We start from the raw sequence: 23071 nt of genomic DNA, 5'->3' as shown, positions 1-23071 counted from the left end.
CTACCGCTCCGGGTCCGGCTGGAGGACGAAGACGCGGTCCAGCCGGGGACTTCCGCGCCCCACGGGCGAGTCGAGGTCGTAGTCGAAGTCATACGCCGCCGCCACGCGCAGGCCCGCGTCCCGGAACAGCTTCCGGGCCTGAGGCCCGCTGTACGTGCGGAAGTACCACGTCGTCTCGATGAGCCAGTCCTTCCCCGGCCCCGTGATTCGCAGCCGGTTGCGCATGGGCGACAGGCGCAGCCGGCGGTCCGGCAGGCCCTCGTGCGTGTTGCAGACCACCCGGTCCTTGCCCACCTGCCCCACCCAGCGCTCGTGCTCGGGCTTGAAGCGCTCGTAGTCCGTCAGGTGGAAGCCGAGCACGTAGATGCCCCCGGGCTTCAGCAGCCGCCGCGTGCCGATGAGGTGCTCGCGCGCCGCGGCCTCGCTGTCCAGGTAGCGGAAGGTGGAGACCAGGTTGTGGGCCACGTCCACGCGGCCCTCCAGCGACGGCTCGAAGAAGGTCTCCATGCGGGACTGCGACAGCCGCACGCGGCGGCGCTGGGCGGGCGTGAGCCGCTTGCGCGCGTGGCGGAGCATCGCCTCGGAGATGTCGTAGCCCACCACCTCCAGGCCCCGGCGCGCGGCCTCCTCCACCAGCCGGCCCGCGCCGCACGCGGGCTCCAGCCACAACCTGCCGCCAGTGCCATGGCGCGCGCTGAGCGCCTGGAGGAAGTCCGCCTCGCGCACCGTGTCGGTGCCGAAGATGGCCTCGTAGTACTCGGGGTGCTCGTACCAGTCCGTGCGTTTTTCCATCGGGGGCGCGCATCCTCCAGTCCCCCGCGAGGAAAGCCAAGCAATAGGACGCGACGTCAGCCGGTGGAGAGCAGTCGCTCCTCGTCGGCCAGCTCCCGCAGCCGCTGCTTGAGGCTCCGGAACTGCTGGCGCAGGACGGCCGACTTGCGGTGCAGCGCCTCCGGCGTGGGCGGGCCTCCGGGCGGCGCCAGCCTCCGAGCGATGTCCAACCAGGACAGCCGCAGGTCCACCCTCAGCTCCAGAATCGTCCGCTCGTGCGGCGCGAGCTGCTCGCGCAGGCCCCGGAAGCGCTCCTTGACGGAGCTGCGCAGCCACGGATTCGTGCGCGAGCGCTCGGCGTGCGGCAGCTCCTCCACCACACGCAGGCTCTCCTGGCCGTCCCGCCGGGAGGACGAGGCGGCCAGCCGGTAGGCCACGTTGCGCGCCACGCAGTAGGCCCAGGTCCGGAAGGAGCTCTCCCAGCGGAAGGCTGGCAGGTCCCTCAGCAGGCTCTCGCTGAAGTCGCAGTAGGCGTCCCGCGCCCGGTCCAGGTCCCGGAGGATGCTCTCCAGCAGCCGGTGAATCTCCGGGCCGTAGCCCTCCAGCGCCAGCGCGACGGCCTCGCCCACCTCGCCGCGCGCGCAGGCGTGACGAATCCGCTGCTCCAGCACCTCGCGCTCTCCGGGTGGAATGGCGGCCCTCGTAGAGGCTCGCATCGGCTCCCCCTCCTTCCCCATCGGGTTCATTCATGGAGAGTGAGTCGGGGGCGGGAGCGCGTGACGCCGCGGCCAGGCGTGGGCCGCGGACACGTGGCCACGTTCACATCTCCATCCTGGAGGACCCATCTGTTTGAACGGCGGCGCGGGGCCGCCACCTGCTTCGAGGGACTCCATGAATACCGTGCTGCTTGTCGACGATGAGCCTTCGCTCCTCGACCTCTACACCCTGGTCCTGGAAGACCTGGGTCTGGTCGTCGCGACCGCGGTGAATGGCGAGGAAGCCCTGCGCATGGCCCCGCAGCTCCGCCCGGACCTCATCATCACCGACCTGATGATGCCGCGGATGAACGGACTCGAGCTGTGTCTCTGCCTCCAGGATGACCCGCGCGTGCGCGACATCCCCGTCATCATCCACAGCAGCATGGATGCCGTGGTGACGCCGCCGGGCGCGGTCTTCCTGCGCAAGACGGGCCTGCTGGCGGAGTTCGAGGCCCAGGTGGCCCGCAGTCTCGCCCTGAAACCCCCGGGGCCGTCGCCGTCGCTGACCTCGGCGGCGTGAGCCGGTGGGCTCATCCGAGCGAGGCCAGCAGGGTCCGGGCGGCCTGAACGTCACTGAGCCCCTGGGCCTCCGGGAGCGAGTCGCAGAGCCCCTCCAGCAGCGGGCGCACCCCGTGCACCTCCCCCGTGGCCCGCAGCAGCCGCGCCAGCCCCAGGGCGGCCCGAAGCTCGTGCAGCTTCGCGCCATTGCCGCGCGCCTCGGCCAGCGCCGCCTCGAAGGAAGCGCGCGCCGCTCCGACGTCTCCTCGCGCGTACAGGAGCTCCGCCTGGAGGCGCAGCAGCGTGGCCTGGGAGTAGCGGGCCCCGGCGGTGTCCACGTGTGACAGCCCTTCCCGGGTGGCGGCCAGCCCTTCGTCGAGCTGTCCGGCGCTGAGGCAGGCCTGGGCCAGGCACGAGAGGGAGGCGCCGAACAGGAGCCGGGCGCCCGTGGCGCGGAACAGCCTCACGCCCTCGCGTGCGAGGCAGACGCTCCGGTCCGGCTCACCGAGGTGCGCGAGGGCCCAGCCCTGGATGCAGTAGCTGTCGGCCAGCACGAAGAGGAAGCCGTTCGTCGCGCTCAGGGCCAGCGCCCGCTCCGAGCAGTCCCGGGCCGCGCGGGCGTCTCCCGCCTCGAGCGCGAGGGTCGCCCCGAACATGAGCGACGTCGCGAGCACATACGGGTGGCGCATCGTCTCCGCGAGCGCGAGCGCCGCCGTGTAGCGCTCGCGGGCCTGGCCGGCGTGTCCGAGCACCATCTCGCAGAGCGCCACGCTCAGGTGCGCGTAGATGAGCTGCACCGCGAGGTAGCCCGTGCAGTTGCCGTTGAGCAGCTTCGACAGCAGCACCTGCCCCTCGGGCCGTTCCAGCAGGCGCTCCACCTCCAGGCCATGCCTCCGGCCGTCGGCGTAGGCGCCCCGCCACATGGACCAGACGGACAGCCCGCTGTGGAGCACCAGGCCCGTCTCCAGCTCCCCATGCGGGTCGAGCCTTCGGCGGAAGAGCGCGGCGAACTGGTCCGCCCCCTCGCGGTCACCGCCCACGAAGGCGGCGTTCCACAGGCCCCAGAGCACGGGCAGGGGGACGTCGCCCCCGGGGTCGCACAGCGCGCGGGCCCGGGCGTAGATGGCCTGCACCTCCGGCGCCGCGAAGCCCTTCGCGGAGACGAGGGCCTGGCCCAGCTCGCCGCACAGGGCAATCTCGAGCGGGTCCCGCTCCGGCGAGGCGGGCAGCAGCGAGAGCTGCTCGAGGGCGCGCGTGTAGTGGCCGATGGCCTCCTGGATGGCGGAGCGCGCCCCGGCGAGCTGCCCGGCGTGCCGCCAGTGCTCCACGGCCTGCTCCGCCAGGCCCGCGAGGGCGGCGTGCTGGGCCAGCACCTCCGGCTGCTCCTCCACCACCTCCGGGAAGTGCGAGCCCACCACCTCGACGATGCGGGCGTGGTAGCGCTGCCGGGTGCTGCGCAGCAGGGACTGGTATGCGGCTTCCTGCACCAGGGCGTGCTTGAAGGTGTACAGGGTGAAGGGAGGCTCCCCCTGCCGGAAGAGCAGCCCGGCCCGCTCCAGCCCCGCCAGCTCCGGCAGCAGGTCCTCCTCTCGGAGGAAGGAGACGGCGCGCAGCATGTCGTAGCTGAACTCCCGCCCCAGCGTGGCCGCGAGCTGGGCCTGCGCGCGCTGCCGGGGCGTGAGCTGGTCCAGCCGGGCCAGCAACAGCGCGTGCAGGGAGGCCGGCAGTTGGAGCGGGCCCCGGGGGGGAGCCGCGGCATCGGCCGTCTCCTGCCCCAGCGCCACCCGGGTCAGCTCCTCCACGTAGAGGGGCACGCCGTCCGCGCCCCGCACCACCCGGGACACCGTCTCCGCGTCCAGCGCCTGGCTTCCCGGCACCTGCCGCACCATGAGCGCGCTGGCCTCCTGCGACAGCGGCTCCAGCTCCAGCTCGTGGAAGCCCGGCCGGCCCGTCCAGGAATGCTTGAAGCCGGCGCGACAGGTGAGCAGCGCGCACGTGCGCGTGTCCGCGAGCCGGTCCAGCAGCACCCCCAGGAACTGGAGGGTGGACGGGTCCGCCCAGTGCACGTCCTCCATCACCAGGACCAGGGGCCGCCGCCCGGCCTCGTGGTGGACGAAGGCCACCAGCGCCTCGAGCACCGCCGCGCGCTGGAGCTCCGGCGAGAGGTGGAGGAAGCTCGAGCCCTCGTCGAGGGGCAGCCGGAACAGCGACATGAGCGCGTCCCGATGAGACGGCGACATGCCGAGCGCCTCCAGCCGCTGCTCCAGCTTCCGCGTCTTCGCCGCCTGCGGGTCGTCGGCGGCGAAGCCGAAGTCGCGCTGCAGCCAGCACAGGAGCGGATGGAAGGCGCTGGCCGCGTCGCGCAGCCAGCACTGGCACCGCAGCCAGGTGCTCGTGCCGGGAGGCTCCCGGTCATGCAGCTCCTGGAGGAGCCGGGACTTGCCGATGCCGGCCTCACCGCGCAGCAACACCAGCGCGCCCTGGCCCACCAGCACCTGGTCCCGGAAGAGGGTGAGCTGCTCCAGCTCGCGCTCCCGGCCCACCAGGGGCGTCAGCGCGCCCACCACCAGCGCCCGGTCGAAGCGGCTCACGTCGGGACGCGCCTGGAGGACCTGATGCACCTCGACCCACGACGTGCCCGACAGCCCCGCGAAGGTCCGCCGGCCGAGGGAGCGGCTCTGGACGACGCCGCGCACGAGCGCGTGAGTGCCCTCGCTGAGCAGCACCATGCCCGGCTCGGCGAGGGCGGACAGCCGGGCGGCGACGCCGGGGGCCTCGCCATGGATGGCCGGCCCCGCGCCCGCGTGGGTGGGCAGGGACTCGGCCATGGCCACGCGGTCCGTGTGCACGCCCACCCTCACCGAGAAGTCCCCCGAGCGCGGCGCCTCCGCCGGCAGCGCCTGGACCAGCTGCAGCGCCGCATGCACGGCGCGCTCCGCGTCGTCCTCGCGCGTCACCGGGTGGCCGAAGCACGCCAGCACCTCCGTGCCCACGGCGGCGGTGATGGCGCCTCCATGGTGGTGGACGATGCGCGCGCAGCCATGGTGGAAGGCGGCCACCGCCTCGGTGCCGTCCTCCGCGTCCATCCGTCCGGCGTTGCCCGGAGTGAACAGCAGCTGGCAGGACACGAGCGACACCAGCCGCTGTCCCGCCCGCCCGGACCGCGAGTCCCGGGGCGCGTCGGGCGCCAGCTCCTCGCGCAGCACCCGCAGGCGCGCGGCCAGCTCGGCGCCTCCGGCGGGACGCTGCCTCGGGTCCTTGGACAGGACGGACGCCAGCAGTCGCTCCAGCTCCCGGGGGAGCTCGGGACGGCGCTCGCGCGGCGACGGCAGGGGCTCCACGGAGAGGAGCCGGGCGCGCAGCTCCCGGACGCGCAGCTTCGGCAGCGGGTGCGCTCCGGTGAGCAGCTCGTAGAAAAGGACCCCGGCGGACCACACGTCCGCGCGCGCATCGTGCGGCTCGCCCCGCCACTGCTCCGGGGCCATGTACGCGGGCGTGCCTCCCGCCAGGGCCGTGTCGCCGGACGCCGTCTGCGTCACCGTCCGCGCGAGGCCGAAGTCGAGGAGCTTCGCCCTGCCATCGCGCAGCACGAAGACATTGCCCGGCTTGAGGTCCCGGTGGACGAGGTGCCGCTCGTGCGCGTGCGCGAGCCCCGCCGCCACGTCCGCCATCAGGTCGAGCGCGCGCAGCAGCCCCGGCCGCTCCCGCCGCAGCAGCGTGTGCAGGGACTCTCCCTCCAGGTGCTCCATCACGAGGAAGGGCACCTTCAGCGGCACCCGCTTCCCGTCGAGGGTGACGGAGGTCTCCCACTCGGTCACGTCGTGGATGCGCAGGATGTTCTCGTGGTCCAGCCGGGCCACGGCCCGCGCCTCGTCGCGCAGGCCCGTGAGCAGCTCGGGCGTGGTGAGCCCCTTGCGAGGAAAGAGGAACTTGAGCGCCACCGGACGCCGCAGCACCCGGTCCAGGGCGCTGAAGACGCGGCCCATGCCTCCGCTGCCCAGCAGCCGGACGACCTCGTACCGGTCGCCGTCCGGCCCCCCCAGCCGCTCTCCCAGGGCGGGCAGCGGACCGCCCTGGCCACCGCCCTCGAGCGTGGCCTCTCCCGGGAAGGTGTCCTCCGGCTCCAGCTCTTCGTTCAGGTTGGAAGCCGCGCCCGCGTCGCGGGTCGGTCCACTCATCGCATCTCCTGTCCGCGCGTCTCCAGCTCGGCGTCCGGAGACGGCTCCAGACTGCTCGTTGGATAGGGGCGGGCAGGCGTGGATGTGACGCGGCGACCAGGGCAGGCGGGCCACCGGGCGAAGGCCGCTCAGGGCGGCGCGCCGCCGAGGTCCACGTTGGGGTGGCGCTGCCCCTTGAAGGCGGCCATCAGCAGCACGAGCGCGAGCGGCTGGAAGGCGCGCTCGACCTGGCTCTTGCCTCGGCCGTAGACCATGCCGGCGTAGAGCCCGGGGACGATTTTCGCCGCGCTCAGGTCGACGAGCCGGACCTCCAGCGTGCGCCCGTCCTGCAGCAGCTCGGCCGCGACACATCTGGCGAGGGAGACCACCGGGGGGGGTCCGCCCGGCGTGTCCTGCGACGCGCCCCCCACCCGCACCAGGTCGGAGGCCACCAGCTCGGCGTCCTGGAGGATGGCGGGTGTCGTGACGCGGATGGGCCGCGCCGCCTCCTGGACCGTGTCGATGACGAACGCCACGGTGGGCAGCCGCCCGGTAGAGCGCGTTGCCCACTCGAACGGGAACGAGGACAGGGAGAGCCACCGCAGCCAGGACCGGGTGGAGCTGGCCATGAGCTCCTCGAAGGGGAGCTTGCCCTCCATCCCCCGCTCCGAGAGCCGGACCCAGTCCAGGAGCTGCTCCTGCAACACGCCGAAGGTGGCTCCCATCAGGGCATTCCAGAAGTCCACCGCCGGGAGGCCGGCGAAGGACTCCATGCCCGGGGGCCGGGTCGTATCCCGTGGCTCACGCATGACGCAGCTCTCCTCGAGGGCGCGCGCCCTCCCCGTCCCCGGCCTGCTCCGGGGTGATGCCCTTGCGCCTCTGCTCCGTGCGGTAGAGGCCCATCATCAGCTCGCGCATCCACAACGTGAGCAGGGCCGGCGTCAGCAGGGACAGGAGCATCCCGGTGCCGGGCACACCCTGGAAGGGCGTGCTCCGCTCCGCCACCTCCGAGAAGCGGAGGACCTTGGAGGTGACGACGGTGAAGCCCGGCGGCGGCAGCTGCGCCCTCGCGCTGGCTTCGCGCTTCGGGGGCAAGGCCACCGGCGTGCGGATGGCGTTCAGGTAGCCATTGTCGGCATCGATGCCACCGGGCAGCTCCACCCCCAGCAACCGGCTGCGCCAGCAGGAGTGGAGCCCGAAGCGCATGAAGATGCCGAGCTTCTCCGTCTTGAAGTTGACGCGCAGGTAGTTCTTGAACCGGGACAGGGCGACGTCGTTCCAGTTCCACACGACGTGCTCGTACAGGTAGCTCTGCCACGAGTGCGCCGAATCGTTGGAGACCGGGATGAAGCCGAACCCGGACCGCTTCACGCGGTAGGACTCCTCCCAGAACATGGAGCGCGTCCAGTTCTGGGGCTCCACCAGGTCACGGAGCTCGTCCATGTCGGAGATGGCCGTGGTCGCGGTGACGGTCACCCGCGTCGTCAGCGTCTCCGGGTCGAACTCCGTCTCCGCCTGTGGAACCACGCCGCCGGGGATGTCCTCCACCTCGACGAAGTCGGGTGCTGGCGCGGACGGGGCGGTGCGCGGGTCTATCACCGCGGGCTGGCCCCCCCGCAGCTGGGGGAGCCCGTAGAAGGCACGCGTGAAGGCATCGTTGGAGACCTGGCTGGACCAGGGGACCTTCTTGAGGTCCTTGAGGATGTCCTCCAGGCGCCTGGCTCCGAGCAACGTACCGACATGCGCCTGGAGGCGGCTGCGCTCCTTCGGCGGGGTGCGCCGGGAGAGGGAGCTTTCGAGCATGAGCAGCCCGGCCAGGTTCTGTGCCCGCGTGTAGACCTCCTGGAGGTCCACCGCCTTGGCGCCCGGCGTCGTCGGAGGCGGGGCGCTCAGGCTCTCGATGGCCTGCTGCAGCGGCATCGGCCGGACTTCGAGCGGCAGGCGGCTCACGAGGGTGCCGACGACGGGGGAGAGGAGGGCTTCGGTGTGCAGGAGCACCGAGAGCAGGCCGGAGCGGTAGCGGGCCCGGTGCTGCTCCTCCGGCGTCGACTCCCCGGACCTGTCGGCGGCTCGCCACTCCATGCGCCTGACACCTCCCTCGCACGGTCTACCCGGCGCTCCAGGGCCGCGCTCCCGACTCCTCAAGCTGGGACCTGCCCGCGCCCGCGCAACTGAGGCGCTCACCTGGAGCGGGCGCCTTCCCGCAAGCCTCCCCCCAGTGGAGGAGCGAGGTCCTGCCGCGGACAGAGACCCACGCTGCACGGCGGATTCCTGGCGGCGTGCCATGCGCCTAGCAATGCGGGCTGCATGAAGCGCACGCGCCCCATCGAAGTCGCCATCGTCGGCGGTGGCTGTGCGGGCCTCACCACCGCCTTCGAGCTGACGCGCCCGGAGCACCAGGGCCGCTACCACGTCACCGTGTACCAGCTCGGCTGGCGGCTCGGAGGCAAGGGCGCCTCGGGCCGCGGGCCGGCGGACCGCATCGAGGAGCACGGGCTCCACTTGTGGATGGGCTCCTACGAGAACGCCTTCCGGCTGCTGCGCGAGTGCTATGCGGAGCTGGACCGCGACCCCGCCACGTGCCGCATCGCGACCTGGAAGGACGCCTTCACCCCGGCGCACTTCCTCGGGGCCACGGACTGGTCGCCGAGGGGCCACTGGCTGCCGTGGACCGTCCACCTGCCCCCCTTCGAGGGGCTGCCCGGTGATTCACACAGCGGGCTCCCGCGCTTCACGCTGGCGGACTACCTGGCCCGCTGCCTCGACCTGGTGCGCACGCTGCTGGCCACGGTGAAGGTGTCCGGCCCGGAGGCCGCCGAGGCAGTTCCGCCCCACTGGAGCGCGACGGCGGCCGAGCCGCTGCGCGAGGCCATCTCGCGCCTCCTCAAGTACGGCGGGCTGGCCACGCTCGCGGCGGCGGGCGAGGCGCTGCGGCTGCTGCAGGCGGCGCTGGGCGCGGTGGGGCGTCCGCCGGAGGGCCTGCTGCTGGGGCTGGTGGACGCGCTCGGGGCGTCGCTGTTCGCGCAGCTCGAAGGGCGCGTGGAGACGGACGACGAGTCACGCCGCCTCTGGGAGATTGCCGACCTGGTGCTGGCCATGGTGCGCGGCGCCCTCCGCTTCCGGCTGCTGACCGAGCCGCGCGGCCTGGATGCCATCGACGACTACGACTGCCGCGAGTGGCTGCGGCTCAACGGCGCCTCCGAGCGCGCCCTCAACGGCGCCTTCGTGCGGGCGCTCTATGACCTCGCCTTCGCCTACGAGCGCGGCGAGCCGGAGCGGCCCCGCATCGCCGCCGGCCAGGCCCTGCGCGGCAGCTTCCGGGCCTTCTTCGCCTACCGGGGCGCGTTCTTCTGGAAGCTGCGCGCGGGCATGGGCGACGTCGTCTTCGCGCCCTACTACGAGGTGCTGAAGCGGCGGGGCGTCCGCTTCGCCTTCTTCCACCGCCTGCGAGACGTGCGGCCGGTGGAGCGGGCACGGCTCGCGGAGGGCGTGCACCCGTACGTCGAAGCGCTCGACTTCGACGTGCAGGCGGAGGTGCGCGGCGGCGGGGAGTACCAGCCGCTGGTGGACGTGCGGGGGCTGCCCTGCTGGCCCTCGCGGCCGGACTGGCGACAGCTCGTGGACGGGGAGCGGCTGGAGCGCGAGGGGTGGAAGCCCGAGTCACACTGGGACGAGCGCAAGGTGGGCACGCGGACGCTGCGCGTGGGCGAGGACTTCGACCTCGCCGTGCTCGCGGTGGGGGGCGGGGCGGTGCGCCACACCTGCGAGAGCCTGCTGAAGGAGGACCCGCGCTGGTGCGCGATGGTGGAGCACGTGCGGACGGTGCCGACGCAGGCGTTCCAGCTCTGGATGAGCGCGGGCATGAAGGAGCTGGGCTGGCACCACGGGCCCTGCAACCTCTCCGGCTTCGTCACGCCCTTCGACACCTGGGCGGACATGACGTCCGTGGCTGACGAGGAGGGCTGGCCCCGGACGCCGCGCTCCATCTCCTACTTCTGCAGCGTGCTGCCGGAGGCGCCGGATGCCGAGCAGGCGCGTCCCGCCTTCCCGGCCGAGCAGCACGAGCGGGTGCGGCGCAACTGCGTGCGCTTCCTGCGGGAGCATGTGGCCCACCTCTGGCCGCTCGCCCGGCGCGCGGATGGCGACTTCCGGTGGGAGCTGCTGATGGACCCGAGCGAGCCCGTGGACAGCAGGCCTCCGGACCCGGCGGGCGAGGAGCGCTTCGCCTCGCAGTACTGGACGGCGAACGTGGGCCCCTCGGACCGCTACACGCTGTGCCTGCCGGGGAGCCCGCGCTTCCGCATCTCCCCGCTCGACAACACCTACGACAACCTCACCGTCGCGGGGGACTGGACGGACTGTGGCTTCAACCTGGGCTGTGTGGAGTCCGCGGTGATGTCGGGGCGGCTGGCGGCGCATGCCATCTCGGGCGCGCCGCGGCTGGAGGACATCGCCGGGTATGACCACCCGTGAGCAGGAGCTCGAGGGAGCGTGCATGGAGACCGAGGAGCGAGTGAAGAAGGAGGACCCGGCGCGCACGCAGCCCATCCGCGACTGGTGGACGGCCTTCGGCTATCCAGGGCGGTTCGGCGTGCGAGGCCCCTTCGAGCCGCGCACGCCTCCCCCTGACGCCCCGCCGCCGCCAGCGGAGAGCCCTTCCCCGGAGGACCCCGTGGCCCGCGGCGTGGAGCAGGGGTACCGGGTCATCGAGGAATACCTGCGGCAGGGCCAGGAGGCGGCGCGCAAGGTGTGGGCGCCGTACCTGGGCGGCATGCCTCGCGAGGACGAGCTGCAGCAGCGCATGTCGCTGATGTTCCAGAGCGCTTCCGACTTCGCGCGCGTGTGGCTGGAGCTGATGGGCGGTGCCGCCCGGCCGAGCGCGGCCCCGCGTCCACCGGCTTCGGGAGCGGCGGGCCCGTTCGTCGTGGGAGCGGCACCCGCGCGGGCTCCGCCCCCGGAAGCCCCGAGTCCTCCCGTGGCGAGCACCGCCCCCACCCCCGCTCCGGTGGCTACGCCTGGCACCTTCACCGTCGAGCTGGAGTCGGGCCCACGCTTCGAGGTCTCCGTCGAGCTGCGCCCGCGCGCCGCCGGGCTCCCCCTCCGCGTCCACGCCCTGTGCGCCACGGGGCCGGACGCTCCACCGCTGACCCACGTGAGCCTGGAGTGGATTCCAGACGAGGCGCGCGTCGTCGTGCGGCTGCGGATTCCGGAGGGCCACCCGCCGGGCACCTACAGCGGTGTCGTGGTGGACGCCCGCACGGGACTTCCCCAGGGCACGGTGTACGTGCGACTCGCGCCGCGCTGAGCGCAAGCCCTCCATGCGCCCCCTGCCCCAGGCCCTGCTCGTCCGCGAGCTGCTCGCCGAGTACGGCGATGCCGCGCGAGCCCGCATGCGCCAGTACCTGCGTGACGCCCATCCCCATGAGGCGCCCCTCCAGACGCTCGTCGCGGACTACCCGGAGCGGGGCGGCCGGGCCCTGCGCGCCAGCCTCTGCCTCGCGGCGGCCAGTGCCTTCGGCGCCCGGCCCGAGGAGGCGCTGGGCCCCGCCGTCGCGCTGGAGCTGCTCCACAACGCCTTCCTCGTCCACGACGACGTGGAGGACGAGAGCGAGGAGCGCCGGGGCCGCCCCACGCTGCACCAGCTCCATGGCGTGCCCGTGGCCGTCAACGTGGGGGACGCGCTGGCGGTGCTGAGCCTGCGGCCCCTCCTCGACGACGTGGCGCGCCTGGGGCCCCACCTCACGCTGCGCGTGCTGGAGGAGGCACAGCGCATGGCCCGCGAGTCCGTGGAAGGCCAGGCGCTGGAGCTCGCCTGGCGCCAGCACAACGCCACCGACCTGGGCGAGGCCGACTACCTGCGCATGGTGCTGAAGAAGACGTGCTGGTACACGAGCATCTACCCGCTGCGCATCGGCGCCCTCGTCGGCACACGCGGCACCGTGGACCTGGAGCGCTTCCTGCGCTTCGGCTTCTTCGTCGGCGCCGCGTTCCAGATACAGGACGACCTGCTCAATCTCGTGGGCGACGAAGCCCGCTACGGCAAGGAGCTCAACGGAGACCTCCGCGAGGGCAAGCGCACGCTGATGCTCATCCACCTGCTCGGCGCCCTCCCCGCCGGCGAGCGCGCCCGCCTCTCGCGCCTGCTCGCGGCGCCCCGGGCCGAGCGCACGGAGGCGGAGCTGCGCTGGGTGCGCGGACGGATGGAGCGGCACGGCTCCCTCGAGCACGCGCGCCGCGTGGCGCATGGCCTCGCGGGGGCGGCCCTCCACGAGTTCTCCGTCGCCTACGCCGGCATGCCCGACTCGCGCGACAAGCGCTTCCTGGAGGCGCTGCCCACGTGGAGCATCGAGCGGACCTGAGCCCCGCTCAGTGCCCCGCGGGGTGTCCCATCCACCGCGCGAGCATGAACATCAGCAGCAGGCCGAAGAAGAGCGCCAGCACGTTGCGCCCCGGGTGGTCCTTGCCGTGCCGGTGCACGTGCGGCAGCAGGTCCGACACCGCGATGTAGAGGAACGTGCCCGCGGAGAAGGCCAGCGCCTTGGCGGCGAGGCTCTCGAACTGGAGCACGGCGTCGAAGAGGAAGTAGAGCGCCGCGCCCGCCGGCACCATCAGCCCGTACAGCGTCGCCAGCAGCAGGATGGAGCCCCGCGAGCGCCCCTCCGTCTTGAGGATGGATGCCAGCGACAGCGCCGAGGGCACCTTGTGCGAGACGATGGCCAAGAGCGCCATGGCGCCCACGCCCTCCTCCACCGCCGAGCCCAGCGCAATCCCGTCGAACAGCGTGTGCGTGGACAGCCCCAGGAACGCGGTGAGCCCAATCACCTGCCCGGGCTGCGCCGGCCTTCCGGTGCCGGACATGTGGTCGCCGGGCAAATCCTCGCCCGCGTGCGCCACCAGGTAGCGCTCCAGCACCAGGATGAAGACGAAGCCCGCGGGCACCAGCGCGAAGGCCCACCAGCCGCCTCCGGAGTACGCCTCGGGCAGCATGTGGAAGAAGGCCGCGCCCAGCATCACCCCCGCCGCGAAGGCCAGGAAGCGCACCAGCTGCGTGGGCCGCTCGTTCCACACCACCGCCACCGCGCCCAGCAGGGAGCCCAGGACGATGATGAATGAGTACAGGGCCACTGCGGCCGGGACCGACGACATGAGGGCGCGCACCCTACCCCGCTCAGTAGCGCCGCACCACCATCAGTCCCACCCGCCCGGGCTTCACGTCCACCACGTGCTCCGTCGTCCGGCCCCGGGCCTCCACACGCACCGTGTGACTGCCCGCCGGCACCCGGAAGCGCGCCACCTGGAACTCCGCCGGCAGCGAAAGCCAGGAGCGCAGGTCTGGCGCGTTCGTCGCATTCAGGAGGAGGAAGGCGAGCGCGCCCACCTCCTCGCTCTTCGTCAGGGCGCCCACGCCCGCGGCCACGCCCGCCTTCACCGCCACGCCCGCCAGTTGCTTGGCCAGCATCCCGCCAATGCGGTTGTCCAGGTGGATGCGCGCCACCGCCGCCAGTGACGTCACCGTCACCGCCCGCTGCTCTTGCGGCCCCACTCCCACCGTCACCAGCGGCGCGCTGCCCCGGTCCCGGTACACGGGCACCTCGATGAGGTCCCCGCCGTCACCGTACGACTGGGAGGCGCGCTGCTTCTCCGGGGACAGGCCCGCCTCCACCACCACCACGAGCTGCCCGTCGCCCGGCGCCAGGGGCTCGTGCGGCACGCCCGGGTGCTTCGCCTTCAGGTCGGCGTAGGCGTCGTCCCGGCCCGCCAGCTTCGCCAGCCGCAGCAGGGGCTCCACCAGGTCGCCCAGGTGCGGCTCCAGCTCGTACGCCTTCGCGTAGTCGATGTACGCCGAGTCCCAGTCCCGCTGGTCCTCGCGGATGACGCCGGCCAGGTAGCGCGCGACGGCGAGCTGCTGGTACGGCTTCTTCTCGTCGACGACCATCTTCTCCAGGCGCTCGTTGACCTGGCGCACCTCCACCATCGCGCTCTCGGCCTCGCCCAGCTCGGCGTAGTTGAGCGCCTGGATGACGGAGATCATCAGCTTCTCGAAGTCCTCCCCCCGGTACGCGCGCTGGCGCTCGTTGGTGACGAGCGCCCCGGCCTCCTCGGAGACGGACACGGCGTCGAGCTGGTCGGCCAGCTTCTCGGCCTCCTCCAGCACGGCGTTGCTCTCCGCCCACTTCCGGGCGGCGTGCAGCACCATGCCCTTGTCCAGCAGGACCAGCAGCCGGTCCTTCTCCACGCCCTCCTTCGCGGCCGAGTCCAGCGCTTCCAGCGCGTCCGGGTAGTTCTCGGACTGGTACGCCGCGCGCACGCCTCGCGTACGCGCCACGTAGTCACCGGCGCAGCCAGACAGGAGGAGCAGGCTCGCGAGCGCGAGCCCGCCCCACCCGGTCAGTCGCGCCGGGCGGGGTGGGGAGGAAGCCATGGAGGAGGACCTTCGCGGAGCGGACACCGTCAGCCTGCTACCAGCCGACGCTGCGCTTCTCGAACTTCTTGCGGATCTGCTTCTCGTCCGTCCACTCGATGAGGCCGGTCTTCACGTTGCTCAGCTTGGCCGTCATCTTGTAGTAGACGAGCTTGTCGTTGCCGACCTCCTGGATGATGGAGGCGAGGTCGCCCGTCATCAGGAAGTCCACCGACGTCTGCTGCCCCGGGCCCTTGGCGGCGTTGGGGTCCACGTAGCCGGACTGCTGGTACTCGTACTCCTCGGCGATGTCCTGGCGCGCGGCCTGGTCCACCAGCGCGAAGCGGCCCGTCTGGGCGAGCGCCGTCTGAATCTTGTCGCCCAGCGAGCGCATGTCGACGTGCTCGGAGGTGCTGTTCTTCAGCTTGCCCACCAGGACGATGGGCAGCGAGCCATCCGGACGGGCCTGCGCGAAGCGCGGCGAGGCGGCCAGCGACTCCGCCATCTTCTTGGCGATGAGCTGCAGGTCGTTCTCGTTGAAGCGGTCCGACAGCATCTCGATGGTGTTGGGGTCCTCGTACGTCCCGCGCGTATAGGCGCGAGGACCTCCGCACGCGGCGAGCGTGGCGACGAGGCAGGCGGACAGAAGCAGTCGGCGGGGGTTCATGGTGCGGTGACTCCTAGTTCCATTCGCATTCGAAGCGGCTGCCTTCGAAGTTCCACTTGTAGGTGAGCACGGCGTCGCGGCGGTAGCCGGCCGTCAGACGGCAGAGGCTCTGCAGCGAGCTGCGCGGATAGTCGAAGGTGTACGTCTGGGCCTTGGCCCGCTCCTGCTCGGTGAGCTGGGAGGGGTGCGTCAGCGTGGGGCTGGCGCTGGCGGCCACCAGCACCCGGTGCGGGCCGTACGTCTTCAAATCCACCTTGCCGGCCAGCTGCACGCGGCGCACGGTGCGCGCCACCAGGATGTCGCTGCGGTCCACCATCGTCTCGTGGCGGTTGCGGCGCTGGAGCAGCTCCGGGATGTTGGCGGTGAAGACGCGGGTGATGTCGCCGTCGTCCACGAAGAAGTAGAGGAACGCCTCGCGGGCCGTCCGGCTCTCCCCGGTGAAGTCCAGCGTCACCAGCAGGTCGAGCGCGCGGTTGGGCGCCAGCCCGTGCCGCGAGACGGCCGCCAGCACCGCCTTGTCCACGCCGGCCTTCTTCAGCTTGATGAGGCCGTCCGCGCTGGCGTCGCAGGCGCAGCGGCGCTCCTCGATCATCTTCACGAGGTCCGCGGGCTCGAAGCCGGCCTGGGACAGCTTGGTCAGCTCCGCGTCGGTGAGCGGCAGCTGGTCCGAGCGCTCGTAGATGCGCGGCAGCTGGTTGGGGTCCCACTGGATGATGTTGTACGTCTGCACGTTCCCGGAGGGGAACGGCAGGGAGACCTGTGGGCTTCCGCGCGTGGCGGGAACCGAGACGGGCGCCTGGCTGGCGGTCAGCGCCAGGGCGGCGGCAAGTACCTGCGCAATCATGGTGACCCCTCTCTAGAACTTGTAACCGACGCCCATGCCCAGGCGGTGCGTCACGCCACCACCGCCAATGGGGATGTCCGGCGTGTAGTTGAGGCCGAGGATGATGTTGTCCTCGTCACCCAGGAGGAACTCGGCGCCCAGCTGCGGGGAGATGCCGAAGCGCAGGCCCTCTCCCTCGGGGATGACGATGGCGCCCGCCTTGAGGCCGGCGGTGAAGGCGATGGGCCAGCCCCACGTGCGGAAGCGCGGGCCCACCATGCCCACGAAGCGGCCGCCGTCGAAGATGTAGGCGGCGCTCACGTCGAGCATGTACCAGTCGTCTCCCCACAGCGACAGGGTGGCGCCCACGTACAGCGGCGGGCCCTCGGGCGCGCCCCGGGGCGGCTCCTCGGAGTGGATGGCCGCGCCCCAGTCGAGCTGGAGCGACACGCCCCGCCCGCCCGGGTCCGCATACCCGCCCTTGCCGTACTCGGACTCCTCGGGCCCATCCGTGCGGCCGCGCTCCTGCGCCCCGGCGGTCAGTGGCACCGCGGCGGCCAGCAGCACAGCGGCCCCGCACAACCTGGCATGACGCTTCATCTCGAAGACTCCCCCGAGCAGTAGGTGCGAAATTCGTCCGCTCTGACGCCGCGGCGCGCTGAATATTCAAGAGCCCTTCCCGGCAGGCAAGGACTCCTGAGACCTTCCCCTTCATCCTTCCAGATTTCCCGACCTCTCAGGCCCTGGGAGGCGCCGGTGGGGCGGCGGGCGTCTGCCCCCCGTCCGACGGAGGAGGAGGCTGCGGCACCTGGCGGGCCTCCGTGCGGGTGATGGGCAGCCACTGCGGATGGGCCCGGAGGAACTCCACCATCCGCTCGCGCACCAGGGCGCGCAAATCGAAGAGCTTCTCCGAGTTGGCCACGCTCACCAGGGCGCGCACGGTGAGGGTGCGGTCCATCACCTCGAGCACGACGACGCTCCCCACGCGCCGGTCCCACAGCTCCTTGCCCTCGCCCTCGAGGATGCGCGTCAGCTCGGCGCGCAGGGCGTTGATGTCGGTGAAGTAGTCCACCTGGAGGGTGACGGCGCCGAGCATCTCCGCGTTGCCCTTGCTCCAGTTCTGGAAGGGCTTGTCGAGGAACTGGGTGATGGGGATGACCATGCGGCGCTGGTCCCACACGCGCAGCACCACGTAGGTGAGGGTGATTTCCTCCACGGTGCCGAACTCGTTCTCCACCACCACCTGGTCGCCGATGCGGATGGGCTGCGTAATCGACAGCTGGATGCCGGCCAGCAGCGTGGAGATGGACTTCTGCGCCGCGAGGCCGAGCACGAGGCCGGCGATACCGGCGGAGGCCAGCAGCGACACGCCCACGTTGCGCACCACGTCGAACTGGATGAGCAGCAGGGCGGCGGCGATGACGTAGGTGGCCACCTCGAAGATGGCGCGCAGCACCACCAACTGGGTGCTCACGCTGCGTGCGCGCGAGGAGTCCTTCATCCCCGAGGCCACGCGGTTCTGCACGAAGGCGGCGGACACCCGGAGGAAGCGCAGGATGAACCAGGCCAGGGAGACGACGCTCAGCGAGTAGCCCACCCCGCTGAAGAACTCCTGCGCGGGGCGCGGCAGGCGCAGGAACCAGGTGCCCACCACCAGCAGCGCCGCGAAGGCCACCAGCAGCAGCGGCCCCCGGCCCGCGGCCACCATGTCGTCGTCCCAGCTGATGCGCGTCCAGCGCGCCAGCCGCAGGGCGAAGGCCAGCACCATCCGCTCCAGCAGCACCGCCAGCCCCAGGCTGCCCAGCAGCGTCACCAGCAGGCCCAGCCACTGCCAGGGCTCCAGCCCCAGCACCGTGTCCTCGAAGAAGACGGGGGGCAGCCACTCCGCCACGCGGGGGCCGTACTCCTCGAAGAGCGGGTCGACGCGCCTCACGGTGGACTCGCTGATGACCCACACCAGCGCGCCGTCCGCTGTCACCCGCTGCAGGCGGACCGCGACGCTGGCGCCCTCCAGGGGGATGGTGCCCAGCTGCTGCGTCCGGGAGCCGGCCGGGTCTCCCTCGGCGGCCTTGCTCAGCGAGGACAAATCCAGCGCCAGCTTGCGGTCCAGGACGAACTTGAGCCGGCGGGCGAGCTGGGGGCCGCGCTCCGCCTGCTCGGCCCGGGGGATGAAGTCCAGGTCCAGGTAGTGGGCGGCCAGGGCGTAGTCCCCCCGGTGGGCCGCGGACAGGAAGCCCTGGACGGCGGCGTGCGGCGTCTGCCGGTCCACGGTGGGAGGAGGCGTCCCCAGGCCGGCGTTGAGCGCGGCGGCCGGCAGGCTCCAGAGGACGCTCCAGACGAGGACGAGGGCCCTCAGGCCCCAACTGTCACGGTGCATCATGACCCTCTTCCATACTGTGTTTCGGCTGTCTTGCGCGCACGAAGTCGGGCCCGCCCCACGGCCGGGCGAGCGTGCGACGGTGGACAGCCGGAGGTGGGAGCATGCGGGCCCATCTCAGGGGATGGGAAACCGTTGGTGCCACGGATGGGGGTAGGATAGAAACGGCTCCAAGGAAGGTCGCCGTGTCCGAGAAGCGAAGAATCCTCCTGATTGACGACAGCGAAATCACGCTCGCCATGGAGAAGGCGGTGCTCGAGGCGCGGGGCTACGAAGTCGTCGCCACGTCGACGCTCATGGAGTTCGAAAAGACACTCCAGAGCTGGCGGCCGGACCTCATCCTCACCGACATCCACATGCCCGAGGCGAAGGGCACCGACATCTGCCGGACGCTCAAGAACGAGTACGGCACGCAGGACATCCCCATCGTCCTGTTCTCCAGCCTCCCGGACGACGAGCTGTCCAAGCTGGCCGAGCAGGTGGGCGCCGACGGCTCGCTCTCCAAGGTGAACGGCCTGGAGGCGATGGGCGAGAAGATAGACGAGCTGGTGCAGAGCATCCTCTGGTGAACCCCATGCGCCCCGTCCTCGTCGCCGCGCTGCTCGGCGCGTCGCTCGCCGGGTGCATGCGCAAGGACTCCGCCCCGCCTGCACCGCAGGCCGAGGCGGGCACGCCCCCGTCCCCCTCCTCCACCGCCACCGACGCTCCGGGCGCCGTGCTCTTCGTCTCCGCGGACACGCGGGGCTACCTGGGCCCGTGCGGCTGCAGCGAGAACATGCGCGGCGGCATCGCCCGCGCCGCCGCCCAGGTGCTGGAGGCGCGCAAGGGCCCCCTGCCCGTCCTCTATGTGGATGGCGGCAACAGCCTCTTCGGCGAGTCCGAGCTCAGGCCCGGCCAGGTCCCCCAGGAGGAGCGCAAGGCCAAGGCCCTGTCGGACGCCATGCGGCTGATGGGGCTGGCCGTGCGCGCCACCGGCCCGCTGGATGACACCCGGGGCGAGGCCTTCCGCCAGGGGCTCGGCCTGCCGGAGCTGCCCCCCGGCACGGTGAAGCTGCTGCCCGCCGGCGCCCGGAAGGTGGGCGTGGTGGCGGCGGACACACCGGAGCAGCTGGTGGAGGCCAGCGCGCGGGCCCGCTCGGAAGGGGCGGACTTCGTGGTGGCCCTCCTGGACGCCACGCTGGAGGCCGCGCAGGCCGCGGTGGAGCGCCCGGGGCTGGCCGCGGACGTGGTGGTGGCCACCCGCACCGCGTCGGAGTTCAGCGGCGAGCAGAACAAGCTGGTGCGCGCGGGCGTGCCGGTGGTGGCCCTGCAGAGCAAGGGGCGCTCGCTGTTGCGCGTGGACCTGGGCTACGCGCCCCAGAAGGGCGCCTTCACGCTGCAGAAGGGCCAGGCGGACCTGGACCGCGAGGCGGCCGCGCTGGACCAGCGGCTGGCGCTGCTGGACAAGGAAATCAACCTCCCCGGTGTGGACCCGAAGCTGAAGGCGCTCAAGCAGGGCAAGCGCGACGAGCTGGTGGCCCGCAAGCAGGCGCTGCTGTCGGCCCCGCCACCCACCACGGAGGGCGTCAACGGCTTCACCCTGCGCTTCGTCCCGCTGGAGTCCAGCCTGCCCTCGCACCCGGACGCGCAGGCCCTGGTGGCGGCCTATGACGGGGACGTGGGGAAGATGAACCTGGCCTGGGCGAAGGAGCACGGGCAGGACTGCCCCGCCCCCGCCAAGGGCCAGGCGGCCTTCGTGGGCAACGAGCCCTGCCGCACCTGCCACGAAGAGGCCTTTCCCCAGTGGGAGAAGACAAAGCACTCCCACGCGTGGGAGACGCTGGAGGGGATGGGCAAGCAGTTCCACCTCAACTGCACCAGCTGCCACGTGACGGGCTGGGAGCAGCCCGGGGGCGTGTGCCGCCTGGACAAGGTGGCCGGCCGCGAGGACGTGGGCTGTGAGGGCTGCCACGGCCCGGGCTCGCTGCACGCGGACGCACCGGAGAAGGACAACATCATCGCCTCGCCGGGCGAGGCCCTGTGCGTCACCTGCCACAACCCGGAGAACTCCCCCCACTTCGACTTCGCGACCTACCTGCCGCGAATCCTGGGGCCGGGGCACGGGAAGCCGGCGTCCGTGGAAAAGCCCGCGAAGCCGTAGTCCTCGCCTGGACGCCTGCCCCCACGCGGCGTCCGGCGAACAGGCACACGCGGCGACTCCTTGTTTGACTGTCAAGAAAAAGCGCGAATACTTCGGCCTTCGCCTGCTTCTGGGCGCACCGGACCTGCGACGCCATGCCGCCTCTCTCCCTGCTCCTGCTGACCCTGGCCTCGCTTCCCGCCTCGGAGAGCATTTCCCCGCCGATGCCGCCCCCGCCTCCGGGCATGCGCGTGCTGGCGTCCGACGAGAAGCGCCTGCTGACGGGTGAGGTGCCCCAGGAGCCGGAGGCCGAGGCCCCGACGGCGGTGGAGGAGCCGGAGGCCACCAGTGAAGAGGTGGAGTCCGAGTCCGCGGAGCTCGAGGAGCTGCGCGCGCTGGAGGGGGCGACGCTGGACCCGGCGGCCCGGCCCAGCGCGGAGGTGATGCAGTCGCTGCGCCGGCTGGGGCTGGCCAACCCGCTGCGGATGCGGATGCTGGACGCGCTGGACGAGCCGACGTTCCGCGAGGACGACTCGCTGGCGCCGCTGCCGCTCATCACCGACGTGGCCACGTTCGACGTGGGGCAGATTCAGGACCGCTACGACATCCCGGTGGAGATGCAGCCGCTGGTGGCGCAGTACATCCAGTTCTTCCAGGGGCCGGGGCGGCGCTGGTTCCGCAAGTGGATGTCGCGCGCGGCGCGGTACGTGCCGGTGATGCAGCCGATTCTCGAGCAGTACGGGCTGCCGAAGGACACGGTGTACCTGGCGATGATTGAGAGCGGCTTCTCCGCGCACGCGTACTCGTGGGCGCACGCCGCCGGGCCCTGGCAGTTCATCTCCAGCACGGGCAAGCAGTACGGGCTGAAGCAGGACTTCTGGGTGGACGAGCGGAGAGATCCCATCAAGGCCACGCACGCCGCGGCGTCGTACCTGAAGGACCTCAAGCGGGAGCTGGGGCACTGGTACCTGGCGTGGGCCGGGTACAACACGGGCTCCGGGCGCGTGCGGCGGATGGTGGAGCGGCACGGGACGAACGACTTCTGGGTGCTGTCGGAGGAGCGCGGGCTGGCGAAGGAGACGAAGCACTACGTGCCCAAGCTGATTGCCGCGGCGCTGGTGGCCAAGCACCCGTCGGCGTTCGGCTTCTCGGAGTCGGAGTTCGAGCCCGAGCCGGTGCTGGAGTTCGACGAGGCGGAGCTCACGGACGCGGCGGACCTGGACGTGGTGGCGCGCGCGGCGGGGGTACCCGTCAAGGCGGTGCAGGACCTGAACCCGGAGCTGAAGCGCTGGTGCACGCCGCCGGCGAGCGAGAAGAAGCCGTACAAGCTGCGGCTGCCCCGGGGTGCGGGGACGCAGTTCGCGGAGAACTACAAGCGCATCTCCCCCACCGAGCGGCTGTCCTTCAAGGTCCACAAGGTGAAGCGCGGGGACACGCTGTCGCAGATTGCCGAGCGGTTCGGCACCGCGTCGGAGGCCATCCTCCAGATGAACCAGCTCAAGAGCGCGCGGACGCTGAAGCTGGGCATGGAGCTGGTGATTCCGGTGCCGGCGGGCAAGAGCGGCGGGGCGATTGCGAGCAAGGTGGCGCAGGCGCGGCGCAGCGGCGTGGTGGTGCACCGGCCGGAGGAAGAGGTGCCGGCGGGCACGCCCAAGGGGCCGGTGGCGACGGGGCCGGTGAAGACGGAGAAGGTGAACGGCCGCACGCGGGTGACGTACGGCGTGCAGTCGGGCGACAGCCTCTGGGTGATTGCCACGAAGTTCAACGTGTCGGTGGACGAGCTGAAGAAGTGGAACAACCTGGGGCGCCGCACGCCGACGCTGCAGGTGGGCTCGCTGCTGTACGTGTGGCCGGACGGCGCGGGCGTGACGCAGGTGCAGGAGCGCTCCGGCACGGTGGTGGCGAAGCACACGGTGGCGGCGGCGAAGCCGGGCGGCCGGGTGCACACGCTGGCCAACGGCGAGACGCTCTGGTCCGTGGCGCAGCGCTACGGCGTCACCGTCGAGGACATCATGCGGTGGAACAACATCAAGGACCACCGCACCATCCCCGTGGGCCGGCAGCTCAACCTGAGCGCGCCGTGAGGTCCGGGGCGTAGACGGTGAAGCCGACCTCCGCCCCGAGGTCCGCCAGCATGCGCACCGCGCGCGAGGAGAAGCCGAACGGCGTGGAGTGCGGCTGGAGCCCCGCATGAATCCCGATGTCGAACCTCCGCTGCTCGCAGCGCTCCCAGGTGGCACGGGGAGCCCCTGGAAGCGCCTGGATGAGCGCGCCGAACCCGAGCAACGCCTCCTCCACGGTGCGAGGGTGCGTGGCGAGCTCCAGGCATGCGAACCGGGGCGTCTCGTGAAGCACGACGCAGTGGGGCTCGAGCACCCGGACGAGGTCCAGGAGCCCGGACTCGCAACGAAGCTCGAGGTCGACGTTCAGGAACTTGGTGGTCGGGGTTTCAGCCATCGTCGGGCCGACTCCTGCCCGGAGTCGGGCGGGTGATTTGCAG

19 protein-coding genes are annotated in these 23071 nt (G+C 71.9%); 7 read left to right on the top strand and 12 right to left on the bottom strand.

Translation table 11 applies throughout. From position 1 onward, the window contains the following. Positions 1-792, bottom strand: coding sequence for a class I SAM-dependent methyltransferase (locus LXT23_RS42980; RefSeq protein ID WP_253986301.1), 792 nt, complete (start codon positions 790-792; stop codon positions 1-3). A 56-nt stretch (positions 793-848) separates the two neighbouring features. Continuing rightward, positions 849-1487: an RNA polymerase sigma factor gene (locus tag LXT23_RS42975; RefSeq protein WP_253986300.1), complete on the bottom strand. Its 639-nt coding sequence runs from the start codon at positions 1485-1487 to the stop codon at positions 849-851. A gap of 175 nt (positions 1488-1662) precedes the next feature. Here LXT23_RS42975 and LXT23_RS42970 point away from each other — a divergent pair, with 175 nt between their 5' ends. Next, entirely contained in the window at positions 1663-2049 is a 387-nt protein-coding gene (locus LXT23_RS42970; protein ID WP_253986299.1) for a response regulator, read from the top strand. 10 nt (positions 2050-2059) lie between these two features. On the opposite strand, the gene LXT23_RS42965 is transcribed toward LXT23_RS42970, so the two are convergent. The 3 genes from LXT23_RS42965 to LXT23_RS42955 form a co-directional block, all read right to left on the bottom strand. Continuing rightward, positions 2060-6205, bottom strand: a complete 4146-nt coding sequence (locus tag LXT23_RS42965) for a protein kinase domain-containing protein (RefSeq protein ID WP_253986298.1) — start codon at positions 6203-6205, stop codon at positions 2060-2062. 128 nt (positions 6206-6333) lie between these two features. Continuing rightward, on the bottom strand, positions 6334-6993 hold the full coding sequence (locus LXT23_RS42960) for a hypothetical protein (RefSeq protein ID WP_253986297.1): 660 nt from the start codon (positions 6991-6993) through the stop codon (positions 6334-6336). Further along, complete coding sequence (locus LXT23_RS42955) at positions 6986-8266, bottom strand: hypothetical protein (protein ID WP_253986296.1); 1281 nt, start codon at positions 8264-8266, stop codon at positions 6986-6988. The genes LXT23_RS42960 and LXT23_RS42955 overlap by 8 nt, the downstream gene beginning before the upstream one ends. A gap of 225 nt (positions 8267-8491) precedes the next feature. Here LXT23_RS42955 and LXT23_RS42950 point away from each other — a divergent pair, with 225 nt between their 5' ends. Genes LXT23_RS42950 through LXT23_RS42940 form a run of 3 tightly spaced genes read left to right on the top strand, consistent with a single transcriptional unit; the run spans position 8492 to position 12543 of the window. After that, entirely contained in the window at positions 8492-10657 is a 2166-nt protein-coding gene (locus LXT23_RS42950; RefSeq protein ID WP_253986295.1) for an NAD(P)-binding protein, read from the top strand. After that, complete coding sequence (locus tag LXT23_RS42945) at positions 10644-11489, top strand: hypothetical protein (protein WP_253986294.1); 846 nt, start codon at positions 10644-10646, stop codon at positions 11487-11489. The genes LXT23_RS42950 and LXT23_RS42945 overlap by 14 nt, the downstream gene beginning before the upstream one ends. Before the next feature lie 13 nt (positions 11490-11502). Next, positions 11503-12543 carry a polyprenyl synthetase family protein gene (locus LXT23_RS42940; protein WP_253986293.1) on the top strand — a complete coding sequence of 347 codons (1041 nt, stop codon included), beginning with the start codon at positions 11503-11505 and terminating at the stop codon, positions 12541-12543. A 7-nt stretch (positions 12544-12550) separates the two neighbouring features. Here LXT23_RS42940 and LXT23_RS42935 read toward each other — a convergent pair whose 3' ends face one another. The 6 genes from LXT23_RS42935 to LXT23_RS42910 form a co-directional block, all read right to left on the bottom strand. Then, positions 12551-13330 (bottom strand): ZIP family metal transporter, encoded by a 780-nt coding sequence (locus tag LXT23_RS42935; RefSeq protein WP_253986292.1) that lies wholly within the window; start codon positions 13328-13330, stop codon positions 12551-12553. A gap of 22 nt (positions 13331-13352) precedes the next feature. After that, positions 13353-14606, bottom strand: a complete 1254-nt coding sequence (locus LXT23_RS42930; protein WP_253986291.1) for a COG3014 family protein — start codon at positions 14604-14606, stop codon at positions 13353-13355. A 37-nt stretch (positions 14607-14643) separates the two neighbouring features. Then, positions 14644-15252 carry a penicillin-binding protein activator LpoB gene (gene lpoB, locus LXT23_RS42925; protein WP_253986290.1) on the bottom strand — a complete coding sequence of 203 codons (609 nt, stop codon included), beginning with the start codon at positions 15250-15252 and terminating at the stop codon, positions 14644-14646. Between the two features lie 13 nt (positions 15253-15265). Then, positions 15266-16096, bottom strand: coding sequence for a hypothetical protein (locus LXT23_RS42920; RefSeq protein ID WP_253986289.1), 831 nt, complete (start codon positions 16094-16096; stop codon positions 15266-15268). Positions 16097-16108: 12 nt separating this feature from the next. Then, entirely contained in the window at positions 16109-16675 is a 567-nt protein-coding gene (locus LXT23_RS42915; RefSeq protein ID WP_253986288.1) for a hypothetical protein, read from the bottom strand. A gap of 136 nt (positions 16676-16811) precedes the next feature. After that, positions 16812-18455: a mechanosensitive ion channel family protein gene (locus tag LXT23_RS42910; protein ID WP_253986287.1), complete on the bottom strand. Its 1644-nt coding sequence runs from the start codon at positions 18453-18455 to the stop codon at positions 16812-16814. 182 nt (positions 18456-18637) lie between these two features. On the opposite strand from LXT23_RS42910, the gene LXT23_RS42905 reads away from it, so the two are divergent. The 3 genes from LXT23_RS42905 (at position 18638) to LXT23_RS42895 (ending at position 22655) form a co-directional block, all read left to right on the top strand. Further along, entirely contained in the window at positions 18638-19021 is a 384-nt protein-coding gene (locus LXT23_RS42905; RefSeq protein WP_120202605.1) for a response regulator, read from the top strand. Between the two features lie 5 nt (positions 19022-19026). Further along, positions 19027-20592, top strand: coding sequence for a multiheme c-type cytochrome (locus LXT23_RS42900; RefSeq protein WP_253986286.1), 1566 nt, complete (start codon positions 19027-19029; stop codon positions 20590-20592). A 134-nt stretch (positions 20593-20726) separates the two neighbouring features. Next, positions 20727-22655, top strand: coding sequence for a LysM peptidoglycan-binding domain-containing protein (locus LXT23_RS42895; protein WP_253986285.1), 1929 nt, complete (start codon positions 20727-20729; stop codon positions 22653-22655). On the opposite strand, the gene LXT23_RS42890 is transcribed toward LXT23_RS42895, so the two are convergent. Further along, a complete protein-coding gene (locus LXT23_RS42890) occupies positions 22636-23028 on the bottom strand; it encodes a hypothetical protein (RefSeq protein WP_253986284.1) in 393 nt (130 codons plus the stop codon). The genes LXT23_RS42895 and LXT23_RS42890 overlap by 20 nt on opposite strands. Positions 23029-23071: the final 43 nt, after the last annotated feature.

The organism is Pyxidicoccus xibeiensis (assembly GCF_024198175.1).
Classification (GTDB): domain Bacteria; phylum Myxococcota; class Myxococcia; order Myxococcales; family Myxococcaceae; genus Myxococcus; species Myxococcus xibeiensis.
The sequence above is the reverse complement of the archived record's forward strand: the minus strand, read 5'-3'. Positions and strand labels throughout refer to the sequence as shown.

Bases quoted from the DNA above. Each gene is read 5' to 3' on its own strand.
- LXT23_RS42950 (WP_253986295.1), top strand. From the start codon at position 8,492: ATGAAGCGCACGCGCCCCATCGAAGTCGCCATCGTCGGCGGTGGCTGT.
- LXT23_RS42915 (WP_253986288.1), bottom strand. From the start codon at position 16,675: ATGAAGCGTCATGCCAGGTTGTGCGGGGCCGCTGTGCTGCTGGCCGCC.
- lpoB (WP_253986290.1), bottom strand. From the start codon at position 15,252: ATGAACCCCCGCCGACTGCTTCTGTCCGCCTGCCTCGTCGCCACGCTC.
- LXT23_RS42960 (WP_253986297.1), bottom strand. From the start codon at position 6,993: ATGCGTGAGCCACGGGATACGACCCGGCCCCCGGGCATGGAGTCCTTC.
- LXT23_RS42975 (WP_253986300.1), bottom strand. From the start codon at position 1,487: ATGCGAGCCTCTACGAGGGCCGCCATTCCACCCGGAGAGCGCGAGGTG.
- LXT23_RS42935 (WP_253986292.1), bottom strand. From the start codon at position 13,330: ATGTCGTCGGTCCCGGCCGCAGTGGCCCTGTACTCATTCATCATCGTC.
- LXT23_RS42930 (WP_253986291.1), bottom strand. From the start codon at position 14,606: ATGGCTTCCTCCCCACCCCGCCCGGCGCGACTGACCGGGTGGGGCGGG.
- LXT23_RS42890 (WP_253986284.1), bottom strand. From the start codon at position 23,028: ATGGCTGAAACCCCGACCACCAAGTTCCTGAACGTCGACCTCGAGCTT.
- LXT23_RS42940 (WP_253986293.1), top strand. From the start codon at position 11,503: ATGCGCCCCCTGCCCCAGGCCCTGCTCGTCCGCGAGCTGCTCGCCGAG.
- LXT23_RS42945 (WP_253986294.1), top strand. From the start codon at position 10,644: ATGACCACCCGTGAGCAGGAGCTCGAGGGAGCGTGCATGGAGACCGAG.
- LXT23_RS42895 (WP_253986285.1), top strand. From the start codon at position 20,727: ATGCCGCCTCTCTCCCTGCTCCTGCTGACCCTGGCCTCGCTTCCCGCC.
- LXT23_RS42965 (WP_253986298.1), bottom strand. From the start codon at position 6,205: ATGAGTGGACCGACCCGCGACGCGGGCGCGGCTTCCAACCTGAACGAA.
- LXT23_RS42910 (WP_253986287.1), bottom strand. From the start codon at position 18,455: ATGATGCACCGTGACAGTTGGGGCCTGAGGGCCCTCGTCCTCGTCTGG.
- LXT23_RS42900 (WP_253986286.1), top strand. From the start codon at position 19,027: ATGCGCCCCGTCCTCGTCGCCGCGCTGCTCGGCGCGTCGCTCGCCGGG.
- LXT23_RS42980 (WP_253986301.1), bottom strand. From the start codon at position 792: ATGGAAAAACGCACGGACTGGTACGAGCACCCCGAGTACTACGAGGCC.
- LXT23_RS42970 (WP_253986299.1), top strand. From the start codon at position 1,663: ATGAATACCGTGCTGCTTGTCGACGATGAGCCTTCGCTCCTCGACCTC.
- LXT23_RS42955 (WP_253986296.1), bottom strand. From the start codon at position 8,266: ATGGAGTGGCGAGCCGCCGACAGGTCCGGGGAGTCGACGCCGGAGGAG.
- LXT23_RS42920 (WP_253986289.1), bottom strand. From the start codon at position 16,096: ATGATTGCGCAGGTACTTGCCGCCGCCCTGGCGCTGACCGCCAGCCAG.